Genomic DNA, 24678 nt, shown 5'->3' on the forward strand with positions numbered 1-24678 from the left:
GAATTCTTTTTTTAAAAAAAAGAAAATGTTGTTTGTGGAGAAGTGATAGGCATCAGCCCACCTTTCACATAGATACGATTACTTGTAAAAGAAAGAAAGAAATCTGTTTCAAAGCCCTAGGGGTTGAAACAGATTTTTTGTTTAAAGAAAGTATATCTTTTTCAATGTGTATTGGTGTCTAGCTCCAGCGCCTAGCCCCTCGAGGTCATAAGGCAATCCCAGTAAGAAGGAAAGAACGCCTTCTTCCTGTGCTTGCCTTATGCTTGTCGGACTTGCACATGGATGCGCTGACGTCGACGTTCGCCACAGGACGTGGCGGTTCTTAGTCGACGTTCATTATTAAAGGCGCTTGCGCTTTTCTTATCTACGGTTTAATCACCTTTTGATTACGCTCTGTTACTCTCGCAAAGTAAGCTTCATATAATGGCAGTTCTTGTGGGGACAGCTGGCTGGCATAGATAGTGCCGCCCATTTTTTTTAAGGTTTGCAAAAAGCGAAGCATCACATCTTGGACCGTAAGCGGTTCACCCAGCAACTCCGATAAGGAAGCCATTACCTCCGGACGTATGTCAGGGTATGAAAACTTGGTTTCTGCCTGGCCTTTTGCAGCTTGATAAAACATTTTCACCAGCTCTGCCCGGCTTGGTCCGCTTCCGGTGACACACAAATAAATTTGTACAGCTACCCCTCCGCGGATTCTCCGCTGTGAAATCCCGGCAAACTTTTTCCCACCGATGCTTAAATCATAGCTGCCCGGACAATAAGAACCTGCAATTTCTTTGGCCTCGATAAAAACCCCGAAATCAGTAAAGATAGCTTTAACTAGAATCCACATCGCATCGTAGCCGCGATTAATATCAATCTTCCTCTCCGTTTCCGGGAAGATCAAGGAGAGATTTAACACCCCTTCATCCAGGACAACGGCAAGCCCGCCAGAATTCCTTACGATTACCTGATATCCACTTTCTTCAAGAAGTGAAATCCCCTTCTCCAGGAATGGAAGTTTACTGTCCTGTATTCCAAGTACAATCGTACGATGATGCACCCAGGCCCGGGCCACAGCAGGAGAATCACCTTTTCCAACCGAAGCACAAAGCGTATCATCCATCGCGAATGACTGTGTGGCATGAAACTGCGGCCCCAGTGAAGACTGATCGATAATCCGCCATTCTGGCTGTATTAATAAAGAATCGTTATCATTCATCTGCTTTTTTCTTCCTTCTTTAAAAAATCCATATCCATTATAGCACACACACCCTGAGTATGGTTATCTATGAAGAACCTGTGCGGCAGTGATCAAGGCCAACTTATAAACATCTTCCCCATTACAGCCACGGGATAAGTCGTTTACCGGGCGGTTCAAACCTTGCAGGATAGGTCCGACTGCTTCAAAGTTCCCTAATCGCTGTGCAATTTTGTAGCTAATATTCCCGGCTTCCAGGCTTGGGAAAATAAATACGTTCGCATCTCCCTGAAGCGGTGAATCCGGGGCTTTCTTACCAGCAACGGAAGGAACGAATGCAGTATCAAATTGAAACTCCCCGTCCAGTACCAGCATAGGATTGAGCCTCTTCGCTTCCTGAACAGCCTCAACCACCTTTTTCGTTTCCAGAGATTTAGCCGAGCCTTTTGTTGAGAAACTCAGCATCGCGACACGTGGTTCAATATCAAACATTTGCGCTGTGCGTGCGCTTTCGATCGCAATTTCCGCAAGATCGCTGCTGTCAGGAGTGATATTGATTGCGCAATCAGCGAACACATACTTTTCTTCTTCGCGAACCATAATGAACACACCGGAAGTTTTGCGTATGCCCTCCTTCGTTTTAATGATTTGAAGGGCAGGGCGCACGGTGTCAGCCGTAGAATGCGCCGCACCGCTTACAAGTCCGTCTGCTTTATTTGTATGGACAAGCATCGTTCCAAAGTAATTTTCATCAAGCAGGATTCTCCGTGCCTCCTCCTCGGTTGCCTTCCCTTTACGGCGCTCAACAAAAGATGCAACAAGCTCGTCCATCATAATGTAATTGTTAGTGTCATAGATTTCAGCAGCTTCAACGGAAACCCCCAAAGATTTAGCCTTTTCCTGGATTTGTTCGATATTGCCGATGATGACAGGTGTAACGAGTTTCTCCTCTGCCAGCCTGGCTGCAGCTGTGAGAATACGTTCATCCAACCCCTCAGGAAAAACAATTCTCAGATTATTCCCTGAAATTCTTGCCTTTAATGATTGAAATAAATCACTCATTTTATCTCCTCCTCGCAGTGTATCCTTTTAGGATACCTGTCCTTCATGAAGATTTCTATTGCCTGAGCTAGTTGTTGACGCTTTCAAGATCAATGTTCTTTTATTCTGAAAATAGTAACGACTCAATGAAGGCTCTGTTAAAATGATTTCCTTTTTTCCGCCTGCTAAACCTTTTCTTATTATTCCGCTTCTTTCTTCTCTTTATGTTTACAATTCCAAAGCTGGGGTAAGCTGAAAAAGTATGAACATTTATTGAACAGTGGGTAAATCGGGTCGTTAGAAATTTCCTTTACATAGAACTATGGTATAGTATTGTGGTATTATTTAATGACATTTAGGAGTGATCGCAATGAGTGAACCTGCACAAACACTGGACGGCTGGTATAGCCTGCACGATTTCCGCCTCATTGACTGGACTTCATGGAAAATGCTTTCTAGCGACGAGCGCCAGTCTGCTATCTCAGAATTTAACGGTTTATTGGAAAAATGGAATAAAACACAAGACAAAAAAGAAGGCAGTCATGCCCTATATTCGATCGTCGGCCAAAAAGCTGATTTTATGCTGATGTTTGTTCGCCCTACAATGGAAGAACTCAACGAAATCGAGATGGAATTCAATAAATCCAAACTTGCTGAATATACAGTTCCTGCCTACTCCTATGTTTCTGTTGTAGAATTAAGCAATTACCTGCCAGGTGACGAAGACCCTTACCAAAATCCGCAAATCCAGGCCCGGTTGTATCCGATTCTTCCAAAAGCTAATCATATTTGTTTCTATCCAATGGACAAGCGCCGTCAGGGTGAAGAGAACTGGTATATGCTTCCGATGGAAGATCGCCGCAGCATGATGCGTTCTCACGGGATGATTGGCCGCCAATATGCAGGGAAGGTTAAGCAAATCATTACCGGTTCTGTCGGCTTTGACGATTATGAATGGGGAGTAACCTTATTCGCGGATGATGTCCTTCAATTTAAGAAGCTTGTATATGAAATGCGCTTTGACGAAGTAAGTGCCCGCTACGGTGAATTTGGCGCCTTCTACGTTGGGAACCTGCTTCCAGAAGAAAGAATTGAATCCTTTTTACACATATAATAATAGAAGCTCCCTCATTGGGGGCTTTTTTTTATTTCCAATATCATTAGCATAAATCTTAACCACACTCCATACATTTGAAATAGTGATGACTTCAAATTATTCAATGCTTAAAGATGTTATTTTCACTTAATTGATCAATAAATTTGGAGGGAAATAATAATGAACCAACAAAACAGCAGCAACAACAAGAACCCTTATGGAAATTACGGGTACACAGCCCCCTACTATCCTTATGCAAATGTAAATCCTGCCCCGCGCCAGGAGCAGACGTACACGCAATATTCTCCTTCTGGCTATCCGCAGAATCAGATGCAGCAGGGAGGGATGCAAGGAAACATGCAGGCGGCCCCTGGATCTCAGCCCGCACCCCCGGGATCCCAGCCCTCACTCCCGGGATCCCAGGTTCCGGGAATGCTTCCTGCCGAAGCTTCGTACATTGAAAACATCCTTCGACTCAACCGAGGTAAGCTGGCCACTGTTTACGCTACATTTGAAGGCAATAAAGAATGGAATGCCAAAGTTTTCAAAGGCATCATTGAAGCAGCCGGCCGTGATCATGTGATTCTAAGTGATCCGCAAAGCGGGACCCGCTACCTGATTCTTATGGTTTATCTGGATTACGTTACGTTCGATGAAGAAATTGAATATGATTACCCATACAACGGTGGAGCAGCGAATCTTGCTGCTTATCCTCCAAGGTAGCAGATGCACTTACAAAAAGAGGATGGCTTACAGGAATCCCGATCACTTCCTGAAAGCCATCCTTTGCTTTTCTTATAAATGCTTATTTACTGCGATAATTAGCAATACCCATGCCGCCAGAAAGGAAACTCCACCTAAAGGAGTAATCGCGCCCAATATTTTGATTTGCGTGACACACAATATATATAAGCTGCCTGAGAATAAAATAATGCCGATGAACATTAACCAACCAGACCAGGTCATGAGCGGCCCGCTTATTTTACTCGAAACAAGGCCGATGATCATCAAGCCTGCTGCATGGAACATTTCATACGTAACCCCAGTCTTCCAGGTTTCTAAATATTTATCAGGAACCTTCCCCTCTAGCGCATGTGCTCCAAATGCACCCAGGGCAACAGCGATAAAGGCGTTTATTGCTCCTAAAATAATGAACAGCTTCAAAATAAAAACTCCTCTCGATTAGTTATAATCTCTGCTATATGTTAAAAGTCAAACAAAGAATCACCGTTTGCGTCATCTATCTTAACCGGTTTTGATTGTGGCATCGATGTGATGACAGGTTGAGGATTTACCATAGTGTGCTGCTGGACAGGCTGGCTATTTGCAGAAGGCTGCTGGATGGCAGAACAAACTCCTGCCGGATATATCTCCGCTCCCGCTTTTTCCTCAAGCAATAAATCACATAAGGTTTGAATTGCCGTGACATATCCGCTAAGCTTTTCAGGGGACTCCGTATGTTTGGCTTTGTTTACAAGTTCCCCCATCTTATCTATGACGTTTTTTGATGATATATCCATTTATACACCTCATCAGTTCTAACTTTTAATTAAAATCCCCTGTTCAATCATATCAAAAAAAGCCTTTACAAACAAAAATGGCTCCTTAGTTAATCCTTACTTATTAAAAATTTGCCAACTTTGATTACTTACGTCAATCCTCTTTAGTCTTTTTGTCAAATATCAATGTTTCATGTGGAACATTAGCGCCCTTTCCTTTTTTTATCTATTAGAAATTTGCCAATCAATCTCTTCTTCTCCCCATTCTCTTAAACAGGAATTAACACTGGAAAAGGGCCGGCTTCCAAAGAATCCTCTTCTGGCTGAAAGAGGGCTGGGATGCACTGAAGTAATGATCCGATGTCTTTTCGTGTTTATTAACGGGATCTTGCTTTGGGCAGGCTTACCCCAGAGTACAAACATCATTGGTTTTTCCCTTTCATTCAAACTAGTAATCACTTTATCCGTAAAGACCTCCCAGCCTTTCCCTTGGTGGGAATGGGCTTCCCCCTCACGTACAGTTAATACGGTATTCAACAGCAGCACACCTTGTTCCGCCCATTCCACCAGATACCCGTTATTCGGGATCATGCAGCCAAGGTCATCGTGCAGCTCCTTGAATATATTTTTCAATGACGGCGGCAAGCGCATGCCGGTTTTAACGGAAAAACTCAAACCATGAGCCTGATTGGGGCCATGGTAGGGATCCTGTCCTAATATTACGACCTTTACTTTTTCATACGGTGTAAAATACAGCGCGTTAAAAATATCATTCGCATCCGGATGGATTGTGTGATTGCTATATTCTGTTTTCAGGAATTCGCGCAGCTGCTTATAATAATCCTTCGTAAATTCATCTGCCAGCAGCCGTTTCCAATCGTTGTGCAAAATTTCTTTTACCATCGTGAAGCCATCTCCTCTTTCGAATATATTTACTGGATTGATTATACAATAACGCAAAGTTTTTCCTTAATATGAAAGACAATGCTAACTTGCCAGGTTTCTATTTTCCCCTCCTTGGGATATATATAAAGGTAGGCATATTCTTATCCGGAGGGGTAACTATGAGAAAAGGGAAGAAAAAATGGTACACAAGAAAAAGCATTTATATAACTGTTATCGCTTTAATGATTGTCTCAATCGTCATCGTATACAATCAATATAAGCCGCTGCCAGAAGGCGTTTCTTACCAAAGCAAGGTCCACCATGTAAAAGATGTCCAATTTATCTATGATCTTTCTTATAAAGACAATAATGAGAAAATCATACATGAGCGGAGAATTTTTAACGAGATAAATAAGGCGATAGAAGACGCTGAATCTTATCTCGTAATCGATATGTTCCTATTTAATGGTTATTATGATGAAAAAGCTAACTTTCCGAATATAAGTGAAAACTTGACCCAAAAAATTATTGAACAAAAGAAAAAAAAGCCAAATTTAGAAGCCATTTTCATTACAGATGAAGTGAATACGACGTACCAATCGTACAAGTCAAAAGAAATCGAAAAGCTGAAGAAAAACGGAGTCAAAGTCGTTGTCACGAATCTAGACCGCCTGCGCGATCCGAATCCGCTTTACTCAGGGGTCTACCGAACCTTTTTTCAATGGTTTGGTGAAAACGGCGATGGCTGGATCCGCAACCCGATGGCAAAAGAGGCCCCGAAAGTTACCTTTCGTTCCTATTTGCGGCTGTTAAATATTAAAGCAAACCATCGAAAGCTCCTGGCGACCGAAAAAACAGCCATCGTATCATCAGCCAACCCGCATGATGCAAGCGGCTTTCACTCCAATATCGCCTTCCAAATGGAGGGCAATATTATCGGAGATTTAATCAAAGCTGAGGAAGCCGTCGGAGAATTCTCCAAAGGCCCTGGAGAATTTCCAGACTATAGAGAGAAAACGGAACAAAAAGGGCCGATAGATGTACAATTCCTGACCGAAGGCAAGATCAATAAGCATATGCTCAAAACGATCAGTGAAACAAAAAAAGGGGATCAAATCTGGCTCGGCATGTTTTATATAGCTGACCGCCATGCCGTCAATGAATTAACAGAAGCTGCAAAGCGCGGAGTGAAAATCAACATGGTGCTGGACCCTAACCAAAATGCCTTTGGTACTGAAAAAATGGGACTCCCCAATCTGCCAGTTGCTGCCGAGTTCCATGAATTAGGCGAGGAAAATATCCATATCCGCTGGTATAAAACTGAAAAAGAACAATTCCATACAAAGCTGCTGTTCATCCAAAAACCCGGAAAAGACGTGATCCTCGGCGGCTCAGCAAACTACACGGCACGTAACCTTGACGATTATAACCTTGAAGCTAACGTTGAAATCCATGCCCCTGACTCTGCGCAAGTTACAAAAGATGTCGAGGCCTATTTCAACCGCATCTGGACGAACAAAGATGGCACATATACAGCTGACTACAAAGAATATCAGGATAAGCTGCCGGCCTTTAAATATGGGCTGTATCGAATCCAGAAGTTATTCCGGTTTACAACCTATTAAGCGAAAATTATAGAACCTGGTAAAAAAAGGATGTTTGCAGGACGGCATATTGGGCTAAATATAGAACATAGCCGTACAGCATCCCATGTAACGACATTAAACCAAACTAGCAAACCATTCAAGGAGGAATTTTTATGTATCAAGTACACGTATTAGAAAATGGAATTCAAGCCAAGGAAAAAGTTGATTCTTTATTAACATCAGGTTATACAAAAGAGAACATTTATTTATTCGCCCATGACAAGGACCGTTCTGAGCACCTGACAGAAAATACAGGTACAGAAGGAATTGGAATGAAAGAACAAGGATTCCTTGATTCTGTAGGAAACATGTTTAAAGCCCGCGGTGACGAGCTTCGTTCCAGAATGGGCTCTCTTGGACTGACAAAAACAGAAGCAGACCAATATGAAAAAGACCTCGATCTAGGAAAAGTTGTTCTTGTCGCGAGCAATGAAGTAAAGTAAATGATAGACAGAACAAAAGCGCAAGCGCCTAAAAGGAACGTNNGCAAGTCCGACAAGCATAAGACGAGCAGCTGTATGGGGAGCGGTTTTCTCCCCATCAGATGATTGGCTTATGACCTCGAGGCCGACTAAAATTGCCACGTCCTCATGTCTTCGTCGGCACTAGCACGTCCTGTGCGTCGGGGCTAGGCGCTGGAGCTGGATGCAGATAATCAAAATTAAGTTATCCACATAAAATTCAATCTATAGTTTCCTTTACAGCAAAAAAGGCGGGCCTTATCGGCTCGCTTTTTTCGTATGACGAATACCCTCTATTTTGCGCCCGCTTTTACCCTAATATTCGCTGGTACAACACTTTGGCATGGACCATATCTTTTGTACCATGGATAAGGGCGCGTCCATCGCTGAATATGACCATGCGCTCGCCATCCTTCTCAACTGACAAAAGAAACGGGTTTGATTTCACAGTAAATCCGCTTCCGCCTAGGTCGCTCCCCAGCTTTTCAAGCTGCAGCTTCCGAGGAGCCGGTGGACGTACTTGAACTGTATCCCTTCCACAAAGAACCGTCGTCTTCGTTGCATTTTCCAGTGTCAAAAACGGATAAGTCGGCGCCTCCCCGCAGGATAAGCAGTCGCTTTTCTTTGCTCTGCCGACTTTCATGGTCTGATATTGGTTTCGCCACAGATCGAACGTTGAGAAGCCCGGGCGGACGGCATCATAATCCTCGACCAGGATTTTCAAGGCATCTGCGGCTTGATGGGCAACGACCATTTGCACGGCAGGGAATATGATCCCACCTGTATCACATGTCATTCCCTGGATTGGGATTGAGCGTAGCAGACAATTAAGGCATGGTGTCACTCCCGGGATGATTGTAAAACTCATTCCTACGCTCCCCACGCACGCACCATAAATCCAAGGAATCCGATGCTTCTGGGATAAATCATTGATAACCATCCTTGTCTCGAAGTTGTCTGTCGCGTCGATGACCAAAGAAACACCAGCGAACAGCGGCTCGAGCGACAGCGCTGTTCCGTCCATGATGATTGCTTCAACTTCGACTTCCCCATTGATGTCCTGACAATGCCTCTTTGCTGCCTCGGCCTTTGGAAGCTTCTCAAGCACGTCTTTTTCTGTATATAACTGCTGCCTCTGCAAGTTGCTTTCCTCCACATAATCGCGGTCAACAATCGTGAGCTTGCCGATTCCCGCCCGGGTCAAAAATTCTGCATTGGCAGATCCGAGCGCGCCCGCGCCTATTAACAGAACATGCTTGCTGCTTATTTTTTTCTGACCTTCTTCTCCGATTGGAGAAAACAACGTTTGCCGTGAGTAGCGTTCACTCATGATTGAACCTCTCCCATTGTGAGTTTCGATGTTGATGTCACCCGCCGCTGACAGGAGGAATAAACGCGATCGTATCTCCTTCTGAAAGAATGGTTTCGTCATCCGCAAATTCTTCATTAACCGCAGTCATGACAGATTCCAAACCTTCTAATCCATAATCAGCTGCTATTTTTTCCTTTAGCCTGGCAACGTTCCATTCATTTCCTTCTACAGAAACTTCCTCTTTACCGACAACATCCTTTAAATGAGCAAAAAAGAGTACATTAACCATTCATATCCTCCTCTCGAGGCTTTCCGGATGGATAGCTTACCGTTTCAAGTTGATTGCCGATCCACTTTTCCCCTTCTTCCCAATGCTCTTTTTTCCAGATTGGTACGATTTCTTTAATTCTTTCAATCGCATAGCGATTTGCTTCATATGAATCGTTACGATGCGGCGTACTCACCGCAATCACCACGGCTACATCTGTGATATCCAGCTTCCCGACGCGGTGGGTAATGGCAACATGCGTATTCGGCCAGCGTTCTCTGATTTCCTTACCAATTTGCTCGAGCTTTTTCACAGCCATTGCTTCGTAAGCTTCATATATGAGGAAAAGAGTCTTCTTTCCATTAGTAAGCTCTCTGACCGTTCCGATAAATGTTGTAATCGCACCCGCTTCCCTTGCAACAACCTTATCGATCACATCCTCAATGCGGATGGGGTCTTTTGAGATTTCGAAATCCATCGTCTCACCCTTTGTAATGATTATATTCTGAAAAAAGGTCTTGTTGTATGAAGGTAATTATGCTTTCCTGATCATATCCTAACACATCAAGAAGAATAATTGGAATTCGATTGGCTTGGGCTTGTCCAACGAATTCTAGTGACCGAGATTTTAAGAATACTCCCCGTCTTTTTTTAATAAAACAGCAAATTCCTTTTCGATTATTTTTGCATTTTCATAGTCAAGCGGAGTGTTCATGTTAAAAAACAAATACGGAAACAGCTTATTCTGTTTTGTATAAACTTGAAAATCTGTTTCTTTCATTACTTTCACATTCACCTGTTCAAGAAAATGTATCATTCTTAGCTTTCGATTCTCTAGGCAAGAGGCAAGAAGCGGCAAGCAAGACCTTCGATAAACGGCAAACAGGGGTTGAAGCTGGCCATTAATCTCGGGTACAAGTGCCTCGAAATCTTCAAGGTTTTCCAGCATCTCTTTCATTACAGCCGCTTTTATAAATGGCATATCACAAGCCGAGACGAACACCACTTCCGTTTTGGATGCAGATAGGCCTGCATGCAGGCCTGCAAGCGGACCAAGTTCTTTGAATTCATCCTGTACTGTCGGCATACCGAGAAATGCATAATCAGGCGGTGCATTTGTAACCAGCAACACCTTGCCAACAGCTTTTTTTAATTCAGAAGCTATGTTTTGAATATTTATTCCCTCTGACATTGGAAGCATCGCTTTGTTGGTTCCCATTCTGCTGGATTTTCCACCCGCTAGCAGCAATCCCGTTGCATCCATTCACAACTCACCTTTCCTTCATCTTTATTTTGCCAGTTCGTCTTTAGGGATTCAATGCCCTCCGTGGACGAGAAAATGTATTGTATTCAGTAAAAGGACAAATAAAAGTAGGAAGGACAAATCTTTAGTCCCTAAACTATGATATACTTATAAATGATCTTCAAAAAATTGTATATTCTGAAAAAAACAGGTCCTTATTATTTTGAAGTTGTTCTCTATGGTAATACATTTTTTCACTTGGCCAAAGGTATAACATCTCCTTTAACAAGGAGGTAGGTCAGGAAAATTAACTTTGGGAGGAAAAGCCTTATGAAAGAAACTGCAATCGTTTATTGTGAAAGTAAGTTCGGGACAATGGATGGGAAGACGGCAAACGGACTCGTTAGAAGCTCAAGGAAATTTGAGATAGTTGGAGTCATCGACAGTACAAAGGTTGGTATGGACGCCGGTGAATACCTTTTAGGAGAAAAAAACGGGATCCCTGTATTTAAAAGCCTTGATCACGCATTAGAGAATTTACAAAAGGTTCCTGATCAATTCATATACGGAATAGCCCCCTCTGAGGCATTCCTGAAAAAGGATGAGAGAAATCTTCTTTTTAAAGCGATGGAACATGGAATGAATATCGTTAACCCTCTTCATGAATTTTTTACAGATGATGAAGAATTTATGAAGCACTCTAAACAGTTTGGCATCACAATCCATGACGTTAGAAAACCCGCACAAAAAAAGGAAATGCACCTTTTTTCAGGACGGATTTTAAACATCGAAACACCGATCGTAGCCGTACTAGGAACGGATAGCGCGATTGGCAAGAGAACAACATCGGTTCTGCTCGAGGATGCTTTATTAAAAAAGGGATTAAATGTTGCTTTTATTGCAACTGGACAAACCGGGTTAATACAAGGCGCGAAATACGGAGTTGCCATTGACGCCATTCCCTCTCAATTTATGACAGGTGAAATTGAAAATCAGATTATGAAAGCTTATGAAAATGAAAATCCTGATATTATCATCGTAGAAGGCCAAGGTGCATTAAGCCATCCTGCGTACATTAGTTCAGGTGGAATTATCAGGGGCTCAAGACCCGGAGCAGTTATCGTTCAACACGCTCCGAAAAGAGAACATTTAGGTGATTTCAGTTATATGAAAATGCCAACGGTCCAAAGTGAAATCGATCTCATCGAAAGTTATTCAAAAGCAAAAGTGATCGCTATTACCATCAATCATGAAAACATGTCGGATGAAGAACTTACTGCTGCGATTTCAGAATACGAAGATGAGCTTACACTCCCAACGACGGATACCCTCAAATTTGGATGTAACAAACTTGTTGCTGCCATCTTCGAAAAATACCCTCAATTGAAGAGTGAACAAAAAAAGGTGCTTGTTAATTGACCCGCCTTCCTACTCCTAGGATTGAAATCAACTTAGCTAAAATTGCACACAATGCAAAAAAACTAGTCCAATTATATGGCTCTAAAGGTATAGAAATTATGGCGGTTACGAAAGGTGTCTGCGGATCTCCGGAAATCGCAAAGATATTTTTGAATCAAGGCATTCAGATGCTAGCAGACTCGAAATTAATAAATCTCAAGAGAATGCGGGATGCAGGCATTTCCGCACAATTTGTTTTATTACGATCACCCGCTTTAAGTGAGATTGAAGCTGTCATTAAATATGCTGATATTAGCATTAATACTGAACTTTCTGTCATTAAAAAGCTGTCAGAAACCGCTAAGAGTTACAACACTGTACAAAAAATTATTCTGATGATCGAAATGGGAGATTTAAGGGAAGGGATTATGCCCGAGAATCTAGAGATGTTCATTCAAGAAGTCTTGAAACTATCAGGCGTTAAAATAGAAGGTATCGGCGCAAATTTTGCTTGTTTTGGAGGGGTCAAACCGAGCGAAGAAAAAATGGATGATTTATCTACTCTGGCCAGCGAAATTGAAATGAAGTTTTCGCTGCCTCTTTCTTACGTTTCAGGCGGAAACTCGGCTAATTACAATTGGTTTATGGCAACTAAAAGTATTGGGAAAATTAACAACTTAAGGGTAGGAGAATCGTTCTTTTTGGGACGTGAAACCCTCAACCGATTGGCAATTCCCGAACTATACACTGACGCATTCACCTTTGTGACAGAGGTCATTGAATCGAAAACAAAACCATCCGTACCCTTCGGAGAATTAGGACAGAATGCTTTCGGCGACTTTCCCCAATTTGAAGATCGTGGCCAAATAACACGTGCTATCCTTGGAGCCGGTAATCAGGACGTGCTTGTGACTGGACTACTGCCCATATTAGACTTTGAAATTCTTGGATCAAGCAGTGACCATATCGTTCTCGATGCCAAGAAAATGAACTTTAGCGTCGGCGATGAAGTCACTTTCAACCTTACCTATGGAGCACTCCTTTCTACAATGACCTCACCTTATGTATTCAAAAAGTATATCCATTCTATAGAAATGACCCCTTCCTCGCCATAGACTCCATTCTTACTGCTTATAAAGGTGACAAGCAACAAAATGGTTTGATGAAACTTCCTGCCATTCTGGAACTATTTCTGTACAAATCTGCATAGCTTTAGGACAGCGTGTGCGGAAGCGGCAGCCGCTTGGAGGATCCATTGGATTTGGGACGTCTCCTTTTAAAATAATGCGTTCACGTGTTCTTTCAATCTTGGGATCAGGAATAGGAATAGCTGATAACAAAGCTTGTGTATAAGGGTGGAGAGGATTATCATACAAATCCTCACTGCCAGCTAATTCTACGACACCCCCTAGATACATGACGGCGATGCGGTCACTAATATGTTTAACCATAGATAAATCATGAGCAATAAATAAGTACGTTAACCCTTTTTTTTGCTGTAATTCTTGCAATAGATTGACGATCTGAGCCTGAATGGAAACATCTAATGCCGCGATAGGCTCATCAGCAATGATAAATTCAGGTGCTACAGCAAGAGCGCGTGCAATTCCTATGCGTTGACACTGCCCTCCACTAAACTCATGTGGATAACGATTGGCGTGCTTTTTATTTAAGCCAACCGATTCAAGCAAATCATAAACTCTAGCTTCTTTTTCCTTACTTTTTAGTTGAACTTCATGATTGCCAATTCCCTCTGCAATAATTTCTAATACAGTCATTCTCGGGTTAAGAGATGAATAAGGATCCTGATAGATCATTTGCATTTTCTTTTTCATACTTTTTTTATCTACAGCTGACTTTTTCACCTGAGTATCTTCGCCATCATAGATCACTTGGCCTGAGGTAGCATTGTATAATTGAATGATAGTTCGCCCTGCTGTCGATTTCCCGCAACCAGACTCTCCCACCAAGCCCAGGGTTTCCCCCTTATAGATATCAAAAGAGACGTCATCTACCGCTTTTAAAATTTTCCCTTTGCCTACATTGAAATATTTCTTTAGATTTTTAACTTCAATCAACTTTTCTTTTTCGCTCATCTATTGAACCTCCTGCTCCATCTATCCATTCTACTTGGGGTGCACGCTCGTCTTCTAACCAACATGAGACTGAGTGCGTCTCTGATACTTCAGTCTTACTTGGTGAAAAACTGTGGCACACTTTCATGACATATGGACAACGAGCTGCAAAAGGGCAGCCCTCAGGCAATTGGCCTAAGTCAGGTGGAATCCCTGGAATTGGAATCAACTTTGTTGAACGAGCTGCATGCAATTTCGGCATGGATAAAAGTAATCCACATGTGTAAGGGTGTTTTGGTTCATAGAAAATCTCGTCTACTGTTCCTGTTTCAATAATTTCTCCTGCATACATAACCGCCACACGCTGAGCCATACTAGCGACCACACCTAGATCATGGGTAATAATAATAATCGCTGTTCCAGTTTTCTTCTGTAAATCCTTCATCAAGTCTAAAATTTGTGCTTGTATAGTTACATCAAGGGCCGTCGTAGGCTCATCAGCAAGCAGAACTTTTGGATTACAGGCCAGTGCCATCGCAATAACGACTCTCTGTCTCATTCCACCTGAAAACTGATGAGGATAATCCTTCATTCGTTCCATTGGGCTTGGAATTCCAACAAGTTCAAGAAGATCGGCTGCCTTTTTAAACAACTCTTTTTTCCTAAACGCCTGATGCTTTCTTAATCCTTCCATGATTTGCTTACCAATCGTCATCGTCGGATTGAGGGAAGTCATAGGATCTTGAAATACCATTGATATTTCCGAGCCGCGTATCTTTTGCATTTCTTTAATACTATATTTTAGCAAGTCTTTTCCTTCATAAAATACTTGACCATCTTTAATCATGCTATTTTGCTTGGGTAAAAGTCTCATTAAGCTTTTTGCTGTCACTGACTTACCAGAACCCGACTCGCCAACAATAGCTAACGTTTCCCCTTTTTTTAACTCAAAACTCACTCCGCGTACTGCTTTTGTCTCCCCATCATTGTGCGTTTTAAAGGAAACATGAAGATTATCTATCTTTAATATAGTATCTTCCATTGTTGTCTCCTCTCTTATTTCCTCATTTTAGGATCTAGTGCATCACGCAATCCATCACCCAATAAGTTAAAGCTAATCATAATGACACTAATGACAATGGCTGGAAATATTAGTTTATATGAAAAAAAACGCATCGATTTGTAGCCATCCTCAATTAATACACCTAAAGAAGCTAGAGGAGGTTGTAAACCCAAACCAATAAAACTTAGAAATGCTTCAAAGAAGATCGCCGTCGGTATAGTAAACATCAAAGTAATAATGATGGAACCCATCACATTAGGAACCAAGTGCCTCCAAATGAGTTTGGAATTGGAGGTTCCCAAAGTTCGGGCTGCGAGGATATATTCTTGGCCCTTCAGCTGTAATATTTGTCCTCGAACCACACGTGCCATGCCGACCCAGCCAGTGATAACCATAGCTAAGATAATCGAAGTAATTCCAGGTTCAAGAATAAGGATAAATAAAATGATGACAATCAAATTGGGAATCCCTATTAAAACTTCAATAATACGCTGCATCACGTTATCGACACGTCCGCCATAGAAAGCAGATATACCGCCATAAACTACACCAATGATTAAATCTAACAGGGCCGCGATTATAGCGATAAATAAAGATATCTGAGTGGCCTTCCATACTCTGGTCCAGAGGTCACGGCCAAATTCATCTGTTCCAAACCAAAAGCTTTCGTTGATCCCTCTCGCAGCATATTGGTCTATTCCGTTGACATCAGAGCCATCAAAGCCAAGCCATTCTAATCCGGCTGCTTTTGGCGGTAAGTTGGAAAGAGCTAAGTCCTGGTCCATATATGAATTTTCAGTTAGAAACGGACCAATCAAGGCCATAACTGAAAATAAAATAATCGTTATAAGTCCCAGAAAAGCTCCTCTGTTTTTTTTCAACCTTCTCCAAGCCTCACTCCAAAACGTGACTGGTGTTCCTGGAAGCTCCTCACTTTTCCCTGATTCCAGCGGGGCATGTACAAATAAATCTTTTGTAATTTCTTGCTTTGGCAGACTCATAGTTTATGCTCCCCCTTTATACTAATGCGTGGATCTATAACTCCATATAGGATATCGACAATAAAGACAACCCCAATAAATAACGCACTGTACATCAAAGTAACTCCCATAATGACGCTATAATCATTGACTAAGACAGACTTTGTAAATTGTTCGCCGAGACCAGGTACGGAGAAGATTTTCTCAATCACCAATGTCCCTGTCATAATCGCTACTGCTAAGGGGCCTAACATCGTTACGACAGGAATGATAGCGTTGCGTACGATATGTCTGAAAACGACTGCTTTTTCACTAATTCCCTTTGCTCTAGCGGTTAAAATATAATCTTGCCCCAGCACTTCAAGCATCTCTGTTCTGATAAACCGAGCGACTGTCGCTATTACTGTCACCGATAGTGCCAATGAAGGCATAATAGTATATTCGTATCCTTGCCATAATGCTGCGGGCAACCATCCTAGTTTTACCCCAATAAAATATTGCATGAGTGCGGCAAAAACAAACGATGGGATCGACATTCCCAGTACAGCAATGGTCACAGAACCATAGTCTAGAAAACTATTATGATGCAAGGCAGAAATAATACCCAGAGCCAAACCTGCCAGCGCTCCAAAAACAAGCGCTTGAAACCCAATCAGGGCAGATGGACCAATCCGTTCGCTAAGAATTTCATTAACTGAACGTCCTTCGTATTGATAAGAAATCCCCAAATCTCCTGTCACTAGACTTCTTACATAGTTTACATACTGGATCGCCACTGGCTGATTAAGTCCATATTTCTCATTCATTAGCTCTAATTGCTGTTCGGATAACTTTTCTGGATCAGTAAATGGTGTACCTGGAAGGAGTTGCATGAGGAAAAAGGTGATCGAAACAATAACAAAAAGTGTAATCAACATATAACCTAGACGTTTAGCGAAATAACCTTTCAAAACCGCACCTCGTTTCGCTTAGCTTTCAAATCGCTGCCCAATTCAACAAAGAAAAAAGAAAGCCTGCTGAATGATACAGGCTTTAGACCTGCTGCACTATTTACCTTCTATGCGCGTCCACTTAAAGCTGAAATCCGGACCACTTGGGTGACGAACCAAACCTTTGATATTACTGCGTTGCAGGACAGCCAAACCTCGTTGATATAAAGGGGCAATAGCTGCATCTTCAAATAACATTTTTTCGGCATCCAGCATCATTTGATACCTTTTCGCAGGATCATTTTCATTATTGATTTTCTCTACAAGGGCATCATAATCAGTGTTAGAGTAATCCATACGATTAGCTGAACCGTCTGTTACCCACATTCCAATATAGGTCATTGGATCAATATAGTCTGGTCCCCATGCTGAGATAACCATGTCATATTCCTTCGCTGATTCTAATTCATATCTTTGCTCTACGGGTACAAGCTTAATATCAACTGATAATTCTGGTAAATTCTTTTCTATTTGGCTTTTTAAATATTCAGCAGTCTTATCATTGCCTTCAACAGCAGAAACGGTTAGCGTAACCTTTACAGAATCCTGGCCAATTTCTTCTAGACCCTTCGCGAGGTACTTTTGTGCTTCTTTAATGGTCCCGTGGTTAAAGTCCCCATTTAATTCGCGGAAACCTTTCCCATCCGGAGAAGAAGAGAAATCCTTTGGCACTAATCCATATAAAGGTAATGAGCCGTTGTTCAGAATTGTTTCAACATGGGCTTTTTTATCCCAACTCATGTCAATTGCACGCCGAATATTTTCATTGCCTAGCGCTTTATGGTTATGGTTGAAGCGCAGGAAGAAAATTTCTGAATCTGCTATAGACATAAAGTCTTTGTTGTCTTGATACTGATCTACGGAAGCAGAACTAAGATTGATACTATCAACCTCCTTGGTTTCATACAGATTTAACTGTGTTGCCGCTTCTTTGACTACAAATACATTAATTTCTGCTAATGTTACGTTGTCAGCATCCCAGTAATCAGGATTTTTTTTATATTTCCAGCTTGTATCATGTTTCCATTCCGAGAGCATAAATGGACCATTATATATTACATTGCTTGCTTCCAAAGCATATTTTTTTCCTTGACTCTCAACAAACTTTTGATTTTGCGGTAAGAAGGTGGGAAATGTTAGGAGTTGTCCGAGAAGAGGCGCAGGCTTAGCCAAGGTAACTTCAAGTGTCTTTTCATCAAGAGCCTTGACTCCCAGTTCTTCAACTGGCTTTTTTCCTTCCAGGATTTCAGTTGCATTCAGAATACTCGCTGTTTCAAACATACTTGCATAGTGTCCGGTTTCCTTAAAAACTCTCTGCCATGCGTAAACAAAGTCAGCAGCAGTTACAGGCTCACCATTACTCCAATTAGCATCACGCAGAGTGAAAGTGTGTACTAATCCATCTTCACTAATCTGATCATCACTGGCCATGGCTAACTCTGGTTTATGCTCTTTTCCTAAACGATATAAGCCTTCATTCACGTTGCTCAAAACGGTAAAGGAAACATTATCGTGGGCATGCGCAGAGTCCATAGTTGGAATTTCAGAAGCTTCGACCATGTTTAATACTTGCTTCCCTTCAGATGTTTCTTTATTCTTGTTACTGTTTGAATCTGTCTCTTTCGCTGAATCGAAGTTACAACCAGTTAGTACCAAAACCACCATTGCCATTACTAGTAATACCTTCTTATTTAGTTGTTTGTTCATAAAATCACCCCTTTTTTCAAACTTTTCTGAAATCTATTTGTACTTACATTCTACCACATAACCTTTAAGTAAAGTGCTTTAATTCCCAAATATTAGATTTTCAAAATAGTAAATAGGGTATAATAACACTTCCTCTACCCATGAAGTTGACAATCGGTTGTTTTGCTTAACAAATGATCATCCACATTCGCTTCCCCTTCTTATTTGCAGATACCTTCCTATTATTATTTTCCATGATCCTCTCCTGGAATATATACTGGCTGTCCACCTGAAATATTCGCTCTTTTTTGAGAGGGCTTACAGGTTTTAAAGATTTTTCCGAACGAGAAAGCCCAATGTTAGAGAATATAACTTTAGTAAATACCGGAAAGTAAAGCATGAAAGTCATCTGCTGAGAAGATCCATGAATTAGGGACAAAGTATGTGCTGATTAAAGGCGGAAGCAAGCTTGAACATGAACTGGCAATCGACCTATTGTATGATGGGGAGACCTTTGAAATACTTGAATCTGAACGTATTAATACAACATATATACATAGAGCAGGCTGCACTTATTCAGCAGCAAGCACTGCCGAACTGGCTAAAGGAAAGCCTGTCCGTGAATCGATTTATCTCGCAAAGGAATTTATTACAGAAGCAATCCGCCATTCCTGGAAATTAAATGAATATGTCGGCCCACTATGCACAGCGCTTATCGTACTTACGGTGCAGGCAGATTAGACTCGTCGGACAAATTGTAAAATAGAAAAACACAGGCTGTATTAAAAAAGTGAAAGTTATTCTGGTCTTAAGATGCTGGTATAAATGCCAGCCTTTTTTTCAGGATTCGCCTTTTTTGGAAAGCCTCTTTGTTGTTGGCTTTCATTTTTACAAAGGAGGATCGGCTCAACTTTTCGCTTTTTGGTCAGCTTTTTAGTAAGATTGTATAGAGATTGTTCTATCGCGTATTAACGGACGATAATGTCCCTACTTCAATACTTAGAAGAGGCTGCGAAAGTTTTGTGGGGACCACTGACCGTAAATTCCCGATTTGTTCAACTAACCATCATTGGGGCCCACAGATGGAAGTTTCACTTTATTTGGTGTCAGCAGAGGAGGAAATTTAGATGAAAGCTATTGACCGTGCGGAGGTGCAGCAGAAAATTAATTCGTTTGCCGAAGCCGATGTGTATTTGCATTTGGAAACGACAAACGGCGCTTACGCCACCCATAATGATGAATCCTTTTTCTCGGCGGGTGCTTATATCCGTAATGCACTGATCCGTTATGAGCATGGCAAGATTGTCGGCGACGGACCCTTTCGAGTCGGCTTGAAGCTCGAAATCGGCTGGGTTTATGGAGAAGGCCTGACCCATTTTGAAATAGATGACCAGGGTAGACTATTGCTTGCAGGATTGGATTTTACCGGGAAACTCGCGGTTGCCCTGCAAATCAGTCCAAGTCCTTTTGAATAGAAACGCGGAAGCGCCCTGTAAAAAGGAACGTCAACTAACACCAGTCCTATGGAAAAAGTTGAACTTTTATTCAAAGTAAGAAAGGAGCACAACCGGCATGGAAAAAGAACGTCATGTCTTAGTTATCTTCCCTCATCCGGATGATGAGGCTTTTGGAGTTTCAGGTACAATTGCGTTAAATATTGAAAACGGAACGCCTGTCACCTATGCTTGCCTGACATTGGGTGAAATGGGACGCAATTTAGGGAACCCTCCGTTTGCGACAAGGGAGAGCCTGCCAAAAATTCGCAGGCAGGAGCTTGTTGACGCAGCCAATGCTCTTGGCATCCAGGATCTGCGAATGCTTGGACTGCGTGATAAAACAGTGGAATTTGAGGATGATGAAGAGCTGACAGGAAAGATTTCGGCCTTTATCGACGAACTAAATCCTTCACTGATTATCACCTTTTATCCGGGATACAGTGTCCACCCTGATCATGAAGCCACCGGCAGGGCAGTAGTCCGCGCCGTTGAACGCATTGCCCCGGAAGAACGGCCAAAGCTGCATTGCGTCGCCTTTTCCAACAATAGCCTGGCAGAGCTGGGTGAACCGGAAATTATTAATGATGTAACAGCTGTCGAGGATAAAAAGATTGCCGCCATTAAAGCCCATCGATCACAAACAGAATCGATGGTCGCAACCTGGGCGGAAAAAATGCAAAGCCAGGATCCAGCAATGCTTACCTGGATTCGAAAAGAACGATTCTGGCCTTATAAGTGGAAAAGGTAATTCAGGTTTTACCAGGCAATATGGAAGAGGGAGGAAACCTGCCTCTATCCATATTGCCTTTTAATTTTTATGGATTGTGCACTAACGGACAGTAGTTAGCTATTTTTATTCATTACAGTTCAGCTTATTAAACCCAACTTTTATTCCACTTTTTCCATAAAAAAATCCACCTGCCTAATAGCAAGCGGATAAAAAGGGGGATTACTATGGAAAAATCATCATGGTTATAGTATGTCCCCCGTTTTGCTTCTCTATACTTCTTTTTAAAAAGTATTTTTCTTACAGAGATGATAACGGAATCCTGTAAAGTTTATCATCTTTTTGATCCGGGTTTCCTCTTCCATCGGTGTTATTGCTTACAAAATATAAATAGTCCCCATCCATTAAGACATCGCGGATTCTACCTGCACCTGTAAATACATTCGATACTTCTCCTTTGTTGAGATCAAAGGCCTTAACTGCTTCTCCTCTTAACGCCGCTGCATATAGAATGCCTTCATGATAGGCAATTCCAGACGGCGCCCAGGTAGTTGACCCAGAATGGAAGATTGGGGTTTCCATCCCGGCTTTCTTTTCATCCCCTGTGATAAGCGGCCAGCCATAGTTATCTCCGGCGGTGATTTTGTTGATCTCATCGTGGGCTGAGGGGCCATGCTCGCTGCTGTACAGTTGGCCCTTCTCACCCCAGGCAAGCCCCTGGGGATTTCGATGGCCAAGTGAGTAAATATAAGAATTCGGGAACGGATTATCTTCAGGAACGCTGCCATCCAGGTTCAGGCGCAAAATTTTTCCGCCAAGAGAACTTTTGTCCTGGGCGATTTCATCTTCGCGGGCATCACCTGTTGTAGCGTATAACTTGTTATCAGGACCGATCTTCATCCTGCCCCCGTGGTGGTAATCTCCGCTTGGGATTCCGTCCAGGAGCAGTCTTTTTTCAATCCACTGCTGATTATCGTGTTGCAGCACGACAATCCGGTTTACTGATTTTCCGTTTTGTTCATACGTATAATAAGCAAAGGCTTCTTTGCTTTTTTCAAAATCAGGCGCAAGCACAAAGCCAAGCAGGCCTGCTTCCGGTTTATCTGATAGTTTTTCCTTCAAAGCCACCTTGTTACGGGTCATCTTATTATTTTCCCATGTCACAATGGCCCCGACTCTTTCAGACATATAAAAGGTATCATTGATTTTTTGTATCGACCATGGAACATTAAGCTTGGTCAGCAGTACCTCTGCATTACCTTGCTTTGCCGAATCTCCTGATGTTTCAACAGATTCCGACTTACCCTTCTCCATCTCATTTTGTGGATTTCCTGAGCACCCACTGACCAACATAAACATAAAAACCGGAACTAGATACTTCCTAACCACAAAACTCACTCCTTTATATTTTGGAAGCGGTATGTGATGACCACCTTAAGCTGTTTTTTATCTGCCGCTTTCTATGCCTACAGTCTAACCTTTTAAAACTTTATTTATTGCATTGGCTACGCCATTTTCATCATTTGTATCAGTAATAAATTCACATATATTTTTAATTTTCGTTGGTGCATTGCCCATTGCAACCGAACGCCCGACCCGCTCAAGCATGGAGACATCATTGAAATTATCGCCTATTGCCATGGCCTCGGTTAATGAACCACCACGTTCTTTTACATACTTTTCTAAAGCGATTCCCTTCTGTGCATCCCTGCTCGTAATTTCAAGGTTTTCCCGGCCCGATGAACTGACCGCTAGATGATTATTCTCCTTTAATGCACTTGCCGTATCTCCAAGTTTTTGAAGATCATTTGAGAAAATTAAAAACTTGTAATATTCGATTTCAGATATACTTAAAAGCTTTTCATAGTCTTCAATCGATTTAATATGGCTGACAGTCACCCGCTGCCGTGCCTGCTCGGTCACCTTCAGAGGATCTAAGTCAGGATTTGCTGTCAAGAGAATGTCAACCAATGTGGCCAGCGATTTCTCGTAGTTTTTTGTATACGTCCCATCGTTTGTATAAATTTCGAAATAAATGCCTTCATTCTCCAAGTACTGTATCACTGATTTTACGGTATCCGGATCCATGGGGTTTGAAGCTGCAAGCGCCCCGTCTTTTGTATACACCACTGCGCCATTCACGCAAATAACGGGACACTCTAAGTTTGCCTCATCCAGGGCAAAGCGCGCCTCCTGAAAGGATCTTCCTGTCGCAATGATTACTTCCACGCCTTGATTCTGGGCACGTTCGATAGCCTCTTTATTTTCTTTACTTACCTTTTGATCTTTATTTAACAATGTTCCATCCATATCACTGACAATGTATTGAACCAACGGTAACACCTCTATTTCTTTGCATTTGAACTCTCATAGTTTAGCCAACCTGCTATACAGCTAAACTTTTTTGCCTGTTTTATAGGCCGCGTTTAAGTTGTAATCATATCACAACGAATCGTTGTTCATAAAACAAGAAACTTTTATGTTTTACTATCCAAGATTTAATTTTCACTATCCAAACTGGAACATTTACTATCCAAATCGGCTTTGCCCCCATTAAATGAAAAACAGCCTGAAGATTTCAGACTGTTATTATTGGTTTAGTCAACATCTTTCCCGCGGGAACTTACCCAGATTTCATACCATTGTTCACGATTCATTTGAAGTGATATCGAATTCACTGCGCTCTGTATCCGCTCTATTTTTCCGGAACCGGCAATCGGCATGATATTTGCAGGATGATGCATTAACCATGCATACATCACTTCATCTATAGTTGATGTACCCAGTTCTTCAGCGACTTTTTGTAAAGTGGACCTCACCCGGGAAGGATTTTCTTCCTGGTTGTTGAAGACGGCTCCACGATTGAGGGGAGACCAGGCCATTGGCGGCATTTTCTTCTCGATACACTGGTCAACCACACCATTCTCAAAATGGTCGCGATACATGACAGAAAGTTCCACCTGGTTTGTCACAAGCGGCACATCTAAATAAGCCTCCAGCATATTCACTTGAGATGGCAGAAAGTTCGAAACGCCAAAATGTTTAACCTTACCATCCTTTTTCAAGCTTGAGAATGCTTCAGCCACCTCTTCAGGATTAGTCAAAACATCAGGGCGGTGAATGAGCAATACGTCTATGTAATCTGTTCTAAGCTTTGTCAAAGAACGTTCTGTGGATTCAATAATATGTTCCTTGCTTGAATCATAGTGGTTTAAGCGGAAACTATTTTCATCATTGGCAAGCTTGATACCGCATTTGGTGACAATCTCTATTTTCCCGCGAAGCTCCGGCTTTAAGGAGAGCGCGTTTCCGAAAAGCTCCTCACATGTATATTTGCCGTATATGCTTGCTGTATCTATCGTCGTGATTCCCAATTCAAGGCATTGTTCAAGCAGTCCGAGCGTTTGCTGACCTGTGTAATTCCAATCAGCTAATCTCCAGTGTCCATGAATGATCCGCGAAAATTGCAAATCATCGTGAAGCTGAATTCTCTCCATGTAAGCACCTCTCCTTTTTCTATTATCTTTGGCTCATCTTTTATTTTATCATAGCGAAAACCAAACACATAAGCGGAGCAACCTTGTATCGGGCAAATAAAAAGAAAAGCTGACCCCGGTTTAATCGGCTGTC

25 protein-coding genes and 1 pseudogene are annotated in these 24678 nt (G+C 42.0%); 9 read left to right on the top strand and 17 right to left on the bottom strand.

The genetic code is table 11. From position 1 onward, the window contains the following. Positions 1 to 364: 364 nt before the first annotated feature. Positions 365 to 1204: an octanoyl-[GcvH]:protein N-octanoyltransferase gene (gene lipL / locus ELQ35_RS04145; protein WP_126863569.1), complete on the bottom strand. Its 840-nt coding sequence runs from the start codon at positions 1202 to 1204 to the stop codon at positions 365 to 367. Positions 1205 to 1267: 63 nt separating this feature from the next. Beyond that, positions 1268 to 2245 carry a phosphate acetyltransferase gene (gene pta / locus ELQ35_RS04150; protein WP_126863570.1) on the bottom strand — a complete coding sequence of 326 codons (978 nt, stop codon included), beginning with the start codon at positions 2243 to 2245 and terminating at the stop codon, positions 1268 to 1270. 349 nt (positions 2246 to 2594) lie between these two features. On the opposite strand from pta, the gene hemQ reads away from it, so the two are divergent. Together hemQ and gerQ are read left to right on the top strand one after the other, a co-directional pair. Continuing rightward, complete coding sequence (gene hemQ / locus ELQ35_RS04155) at positions 2595 to 3338, top strand: hydrogen peroxide-dependent heme synthase (RefSeq protein ID WP_126863571.1); 744 nt, start codon at positions 2595 to 2597, stop codon at positions 3336 to 3338. A 162-nt stretch (positions 3339 to 3500) separates the two neighbouring features. Next, positions 3501 to 4043, top strand: coding sequence for a spore coat protein GerQ (gene gerQ, locus ELQ35_RS04160; protein WP_126863572.1), 543 nt, complete (start codon positions 3501 to 3503; stop codon positions 4041 to 4043). Positions 4044 to 4115: 72 nt separating this feature from the next. On the opposite strand, the gene ELQ35_RS04165 is transcribed toward gerQ, so the two are convergent. The 3 genes from ELQ35_RS04165 to ELQ35_RS04175 form a co-directional block, all read right to left on the bottom strand. After that, positions 4116 to 4484, bottom strand: a complete 369-nt coding sequence (locus ELQ35_RS04165; RefSeq protein WP_126863573.1) for a DUF423 domain-containing protein — start codon at positions 4482 to 4484, stop codon at positions 4116 to 4118. Between the two features lie 41 nt (positions 4485 to 4525). Next, positions 4526 to 4840 (bottom strand): YwdI family protein, encoded by a 315-nt coding sequence (locus tag ELQ35_RS04170; RefSeq protein ID WP_126863574.1) that lies wholly within the window; start codon positions 4838 to 4840, stop codon positions 4526 to 4528. A 201-nt stretch (positions 4841 to 5041) separates the two neighbouring features. Further along, positions 5042 to 5722: a uracil-DNA glycosylase gene (locus ELQ35_RS04175; protein WP_126863575.1), complete on the bottom strand. Its 681-nt coding sequence runs from the start codon at positions 5720 to 5722 to the stop codon at positions 5042 to 5044. Positions 5723 to 5883: 161 nt separating this feature from the next. Here ELQ35_RS04175 and ELQ35_RS04180 point away from each other — a divergent pair, with 161 nt between their 5' ends. Then, complete coding sequence (locus ELQ35_RS04180; protein ID WP_126863576.1) at positions 5884 to 7329, top strand: phospholipase D family protein; 1446 nt, start codon at positions 5884 to 5886, stop codon at positions 7327 to 7329. 134 nt (positions 7330 to 7463) lie between these two features. Continuing rightward, the gene (locus ELQ35_RS04185) at positions 7464 to 7793 is read left to right on the top strand and encodes a YflT domain-containing protein (RefSeq protein WP_126863577.1); all 330 of its coding nucleotides are present in this window, start codon (positions 7464 to 7466) and stop codon (positions 7791 to 7793) included. Between the two features lie 328 nt (positions 7794 to 8121). On the opposite strand, the gene ELQ35_RS04190 is transcribed toward ELQ35_RS04185, so the two are convergent. From ELQ35_RS04190 to mobA, 4 genes are all read right to left on the bottom strand, one after another. Continuing rightward, positions 8122 to 9141: a thiazole biosynthesis adenylyltransferase ThiF gene (locus ELQ35_RS04190; RefSeq protein ID WP_126863578.1), complete on the bottom strand. Its 1020-nt coding sequence runs from the start codon at positions 9139 to 9141 to the stop codon at positions 8122 to 8124. A 37-nt stretch (positions 9142 to 9178) separates the two neighbouring features. After that, a complete protein-coding gene (gene moaD / locus ELQ35_RS04195) occupies positions 9179 to 9412 on the bottom strand; it encodes a molybdopterin converting factor subunit 1 (RefSeq protein WP_126863579.1) in 234 nt (77 codons plus the stop codon). Beyond that, complete coding sequence (locus ELQ35_RS04200) at positions 9405 to 9869, bottom strand: molybdenum cofactor biosynthesis protein MoaE (RefSeq protein WP_126863580.1); 465 nt, start codon at positions 9867 to 9869, stop codon at positions 9405 to 9407. The genes moaD and ELQ35_RS04200 overlap by 8 nt, the downstream gene beginning before the upstream one ends. A 150-nt stretch (positions 9870 to 10019) precedes the next feature. Beyond that, the gene (gene mobA / locus ELQ35_RS04205) at positions 10020 to 10655 is read right to left on the bottom strand and encodes a molybdenum cofactor guanylyltransferase (RefSeq protein WP_126863581.1); all 636 of its coding nucleotides are present in this window, start codon (positions 10653 to 10655) and stop codon (positions 10020 to 10022) included. A gap of 309 nt (positions 10656 to 10964) precedes the next feature. Here mobA and ELQ35_RS04210 point away from each other — a divergent pair, with 309 nt between their 5' ends. Beyond that, complete coding sequence (locus ELQ35_RS04210) at positions 10965 to 12053, top strand: N-acetyltransferase DgcN family protein (RefSeq protein ID WP_126863582.1); 1089 nt, start codon at positions 10965 to 10967, stop codon at positions 12051 to 12053. Then, positions 12050 to 13147, top strand: a complete 1098-nt coding sequence (locus ELQ35_RS04215) for an alanine/ornithine racemase family PLP-dependent enzyme (RefSeq protein WP_126863583.1) — start codon at positions 12050 to 12052, stop codon at positions 13145 to 13147. Before ELQ35_RS04210 ends, ELQ35_RS04215 begins: the two co-directional genes overlap by 4 nt. Before the next feature lie 9 nt (positions 13148 to 13156). Here the strand turns inward: ELQ35_RS04215 and ELQ35_RS04220 are convergent, their stop codons facing one another. From ELQ35_RS04220 to ELQ35_RS04240, 5 genes are all read right to left on the bottom strand, one after another. Then, positions 13157 to 14128, bottom strand: a complete 972-nt coding sequence (locus ELQ35_RS04220; RefSeq protein ID WP_126863584.1) for an ABC transporter ATP-binding protein — start codon at positions 14126 to 14128, stop codon at positions 13157 to 13159. Beyond that, positions 14103 to 15149, bottom strand: a complete 1047-nt coding sequence (locus tag ELQ35_RS04225) for an ABC transporter ATP-binding protein (RefSeq protein ID WP_126863585.1) — start codon at positions 15147 to 15149, stop codon at positions 14103 to 14105. The genes ELQ35_RS04220 and ELQ35_RS04225 overlap by 26 nt, the downstream gene beginning before the upstream one ends. Positions 15150 to 15163: 14 nt before the next feature. Continuing rightward, the gene (opp3C, locus tag ELQ35_RS04230) at positions 15164 to 16171 is read right to left on the bottom strand and encodes an oligopeptide ABC transporter permease (protein ID WP_126863586.1); all 1008 of its coding nucleotides are present in this window, start codon (positions 16169 to 16171) and stop codon (positions 15164 to 15166) included. Continuing rightward, a complete protein-coding gene (opp3b, locus tag ELQ35_RS04235) occupies positions 16168 to 17100 on the bottom strand; it encodes an oligopeptide ABC transporter permease (protein WP_126863587.1) in 933 nt (310 codons plus the stop codon). The genes opp3C and opp3b overlap by 4 nt, the downstream gene beginning before the upstream one ends. A gap of 96 nt (positions 17101 to 17196) precedes the next feature. Then, positions 17197 to 18846, bottom strand: a complete 1650-nt coding sequence (locus tag ELQ35_RS04240; protein WP_126863588.1) for a peptide ABC transporter substrate-binding protein — start codon at positions 18844 to 18846, stop codon at positions 17197 to 17199. Positions 18847 to 19227: 381 nt separating this feature from the next. Between ELQ35_RS04240 and ELQ35_RS04245 the strand changes: the two are divergent. The 3 genes and pseudogenes from ELQ35_RS04245 to bshB2 all read left to right on the top strand — a co-directional run. Further along, positions 19228 to 19586 (top strand): annotated as a pseudogene (locus ELQ35_RS04245) (bifunctional hydroxymethylpyrimidine kinase/phosphomethylpyrimidine kinase); the annotation flags it as partial. Positions 19587 to 19952: 366 nt separating this feature from the next. Next, entirely contained in the window at positions 19953 to 20300 is a 348-nt protein-coding gene (locus ELQ35_RS04250; protein WP_126863590.1) for a YojF family protein, read from the top strand. 97 nt (positions 20301 to 20397) lie between these two features. Further along, entirely contained in the window at positions 20398 to 21069 is a 672-nt protein-coding gene (bshB2, locus tag ELQ35_RS04255) for a bacillithiol biosynthesis deacetylase BshB2 (protein ID WP_126863591.1), read from the top strand. A gap of 279 nt (positions 21070 to 21348) precedes the next feature. Here bshB2 and ELQ35_RS04260 read toward each other — a convergent pair whose 3' ends face one another. The 3 genes from ELQ35_RS04260 to ELQ35_RS04270 form a co-directional block, all read right to left on the bottom strand. Next, positions 21349 to 22407, bottom strand: a complete 1059-nt coding sequence (locus ELQ35_RS04260; RefSeq protein ID WP_126863647.1) for a PQQ-dependent sugar dehydrogenase — start codon at positions 22405 to 22407, stop codon at positions 21349 to 21351. Between the two features lie 114 nt (positions 22408 to 22521). Then, a complete protein-coding gene (locus tag ELQ35_RS04265; protein ID WP_246025963.1) occupies positions 22522 to 23391 on the bottom strand; it encodes a Cof-type HAD-IIB family hydrolase in 870 nt (289 codons plus the stop codon). Positions 23392 to 23645: 254 nt separating this feature from the next. Further along, positions 23646 to 24545, bottom strand: coding sequence for an aldo/keto reductase (locus ELQ35_RS04270; protein ID WP_126863593.1), 900 nt, complete (start codon positions 24543 to 24545; stop codon positions 23646 to 23648). Positions 24546 to 24678: the final 133 nt, after the last annotated feature.

The sequence above is a fragment of the Peribacillus cavernae genome, assembly GCF_003989135.1.
GTDB classification, from domain to species: Bacteria; Bacillota; Bacilli; order Bacillales; family DSM-1321; genus Peribacillus; species Peribacillus cavernae.

Excerpts from the sequence above, each read along its gene's own strand:
- lipL (WP_126863569.1), bottom strand. The coding sequence starts at position 1,204 with ATGAATGATAACGATTCTTTATTAATACAGCCAGAATGGCGGATTATC.
- pta (WP_126863570.1), bottom strand. The coding sequence starts at position 2,245 with ATGAGTGATTTATTTCAATCATTAAAGGCAAGAATTTCAGGGAATAAT.
- hemQ (WP_126863571.1), top strand. The coding sequence starts at position 2,595 with ATGAGTGAACCTGCACAAACACTGGACGGCTGGTATAGCCTGCACGAT.
- gerQ (WP_126863572.1), top strand. The coding sequence starts at position 3,501 with ATGAACCAACAAAACAGCAGCAACAACAAGAACCCTTATGGAAATTAC.
- ELQ35_RS04170 (WP_126863574.1), bottom strand. The coding sequence starts at position 4,840 with ATGGATATATCATCAAAAAACGTCATAGATAAGATGGGGGAACTTGTA.
- ELQ35_RS04175 (WP_126863575.1), bottom strand. The coding sequence starts at position 5,722 with ATGGTAAAAGAAATTTTGCACAACGATTGGAAACGGCTGCTGGCAGAT.
- ELQ35_RS04180 (WP_126863576.1), top strand. The coding sequence starts at position 5,884 with ATGAGAAAAGGGAAGAAAAAATGGTACACAAGAAAAAGCATTTATATA.
- ELQ35_RS04185 (WP_126863577.1), top strand. The coding sequence starts at position 7,464 with ATGTATCAAGTACACGTATTAGAAAATGGAATTCAAGCCAAGGAAAAA.
- ELQ35_RS04190 (WP_126863578.1), bottom strand. The coding sequence starts at position 9,141 with ATGAGTGAACGCTACTCACGGCAAACGTTGTTTTCTCCAATCGGAGAA.
- moaD (WP_126863579.1), bottom strand. The coding sequence starts at position 9,412 with ATGGTTAATGTACTCTTTTTTGCTCATTTAAAGGATGTTGTCGGTAAA.
- ELQ35_RS04200 (WP_126863580.1), bottom strand. The coding sequence starts at position 9,869 with ATGGATTTCGAAATCTCAAAAGACCCCATCCGCATTGAGGATGTGATC.
- mobA (WP_126863581.1), bottom strand. The coding sequence starts at position 10,655 with ATGGATGCAACGGGATTGCTGCTAGCGGGTGGAAAATCCAGCAGAATG.
- ELQ35_RS04210 (WP_126863582.1), top strand. The coding sequence starts at position 10,965 with ATGAAAGAAACTGCAATCGTTTATTGTGAAAGTAAGTTCGGGACAATG.
- ELQ35_RS04220 (WP_126863584.1), bottom strand. The coding sequence starts at position 14,128 with ATGAGCGAAAAAGAAAAGTTGATTGAAGTTAAAAATCTAAAGAAATAT.
- ELQ35_RS04225 (WP_126863585.1), bottom strand. The coding sequence starts at position 15,149 with ATGGAAGATACTATATTAAAGATAGATAATCTTCATGTTTCCTTTAAA.
- opp3C (WP_126863586.1), bottom strand. The coding sequence starts at position 16,171 with ATGAGTCTGCCAAAGCAAGAAATTACAAAAGATTTATTTGTACATGCC.
- ELQ35_RS04240 (WP_126863588.1), bottom strand. The coding sequence starts at position 18,846 with ATGAACAAACAACTAAATAAGAAGGTATTACTAGTAATGGCAATGGTG.
- ELQ35_RS04250 (WP_126863590.1), top strand. The coding sequence starts at position 19,953 with ATGAAAGCTATTGACCGTGCGGAGGTGCAGCAGAAAATTAATTCGTTT.
- bshB2 (WP_126863591.1), top strand. The coding sequence starts at position 20,398 with ATGGAAAAAGAACGTCATGTCTTAGTTATCTTCCCTCATCCGGATGAT.
- ELQ35_RS04260 (WP_126863647.1), bottom strand. The coding sequence starts at position 22,407 with ATGTTTATGTTGGTCAGTGGGTGCTCAGGAAATCCACAAAATGAGATG.
- ELQ35_RS04270 (WP_126863593.1), bottom strand. The coding sequence starts at position 24,545 with ATGGAGAGAATTCAGCTTCACGATGATTTGCAATTTTCGCGGATCATT.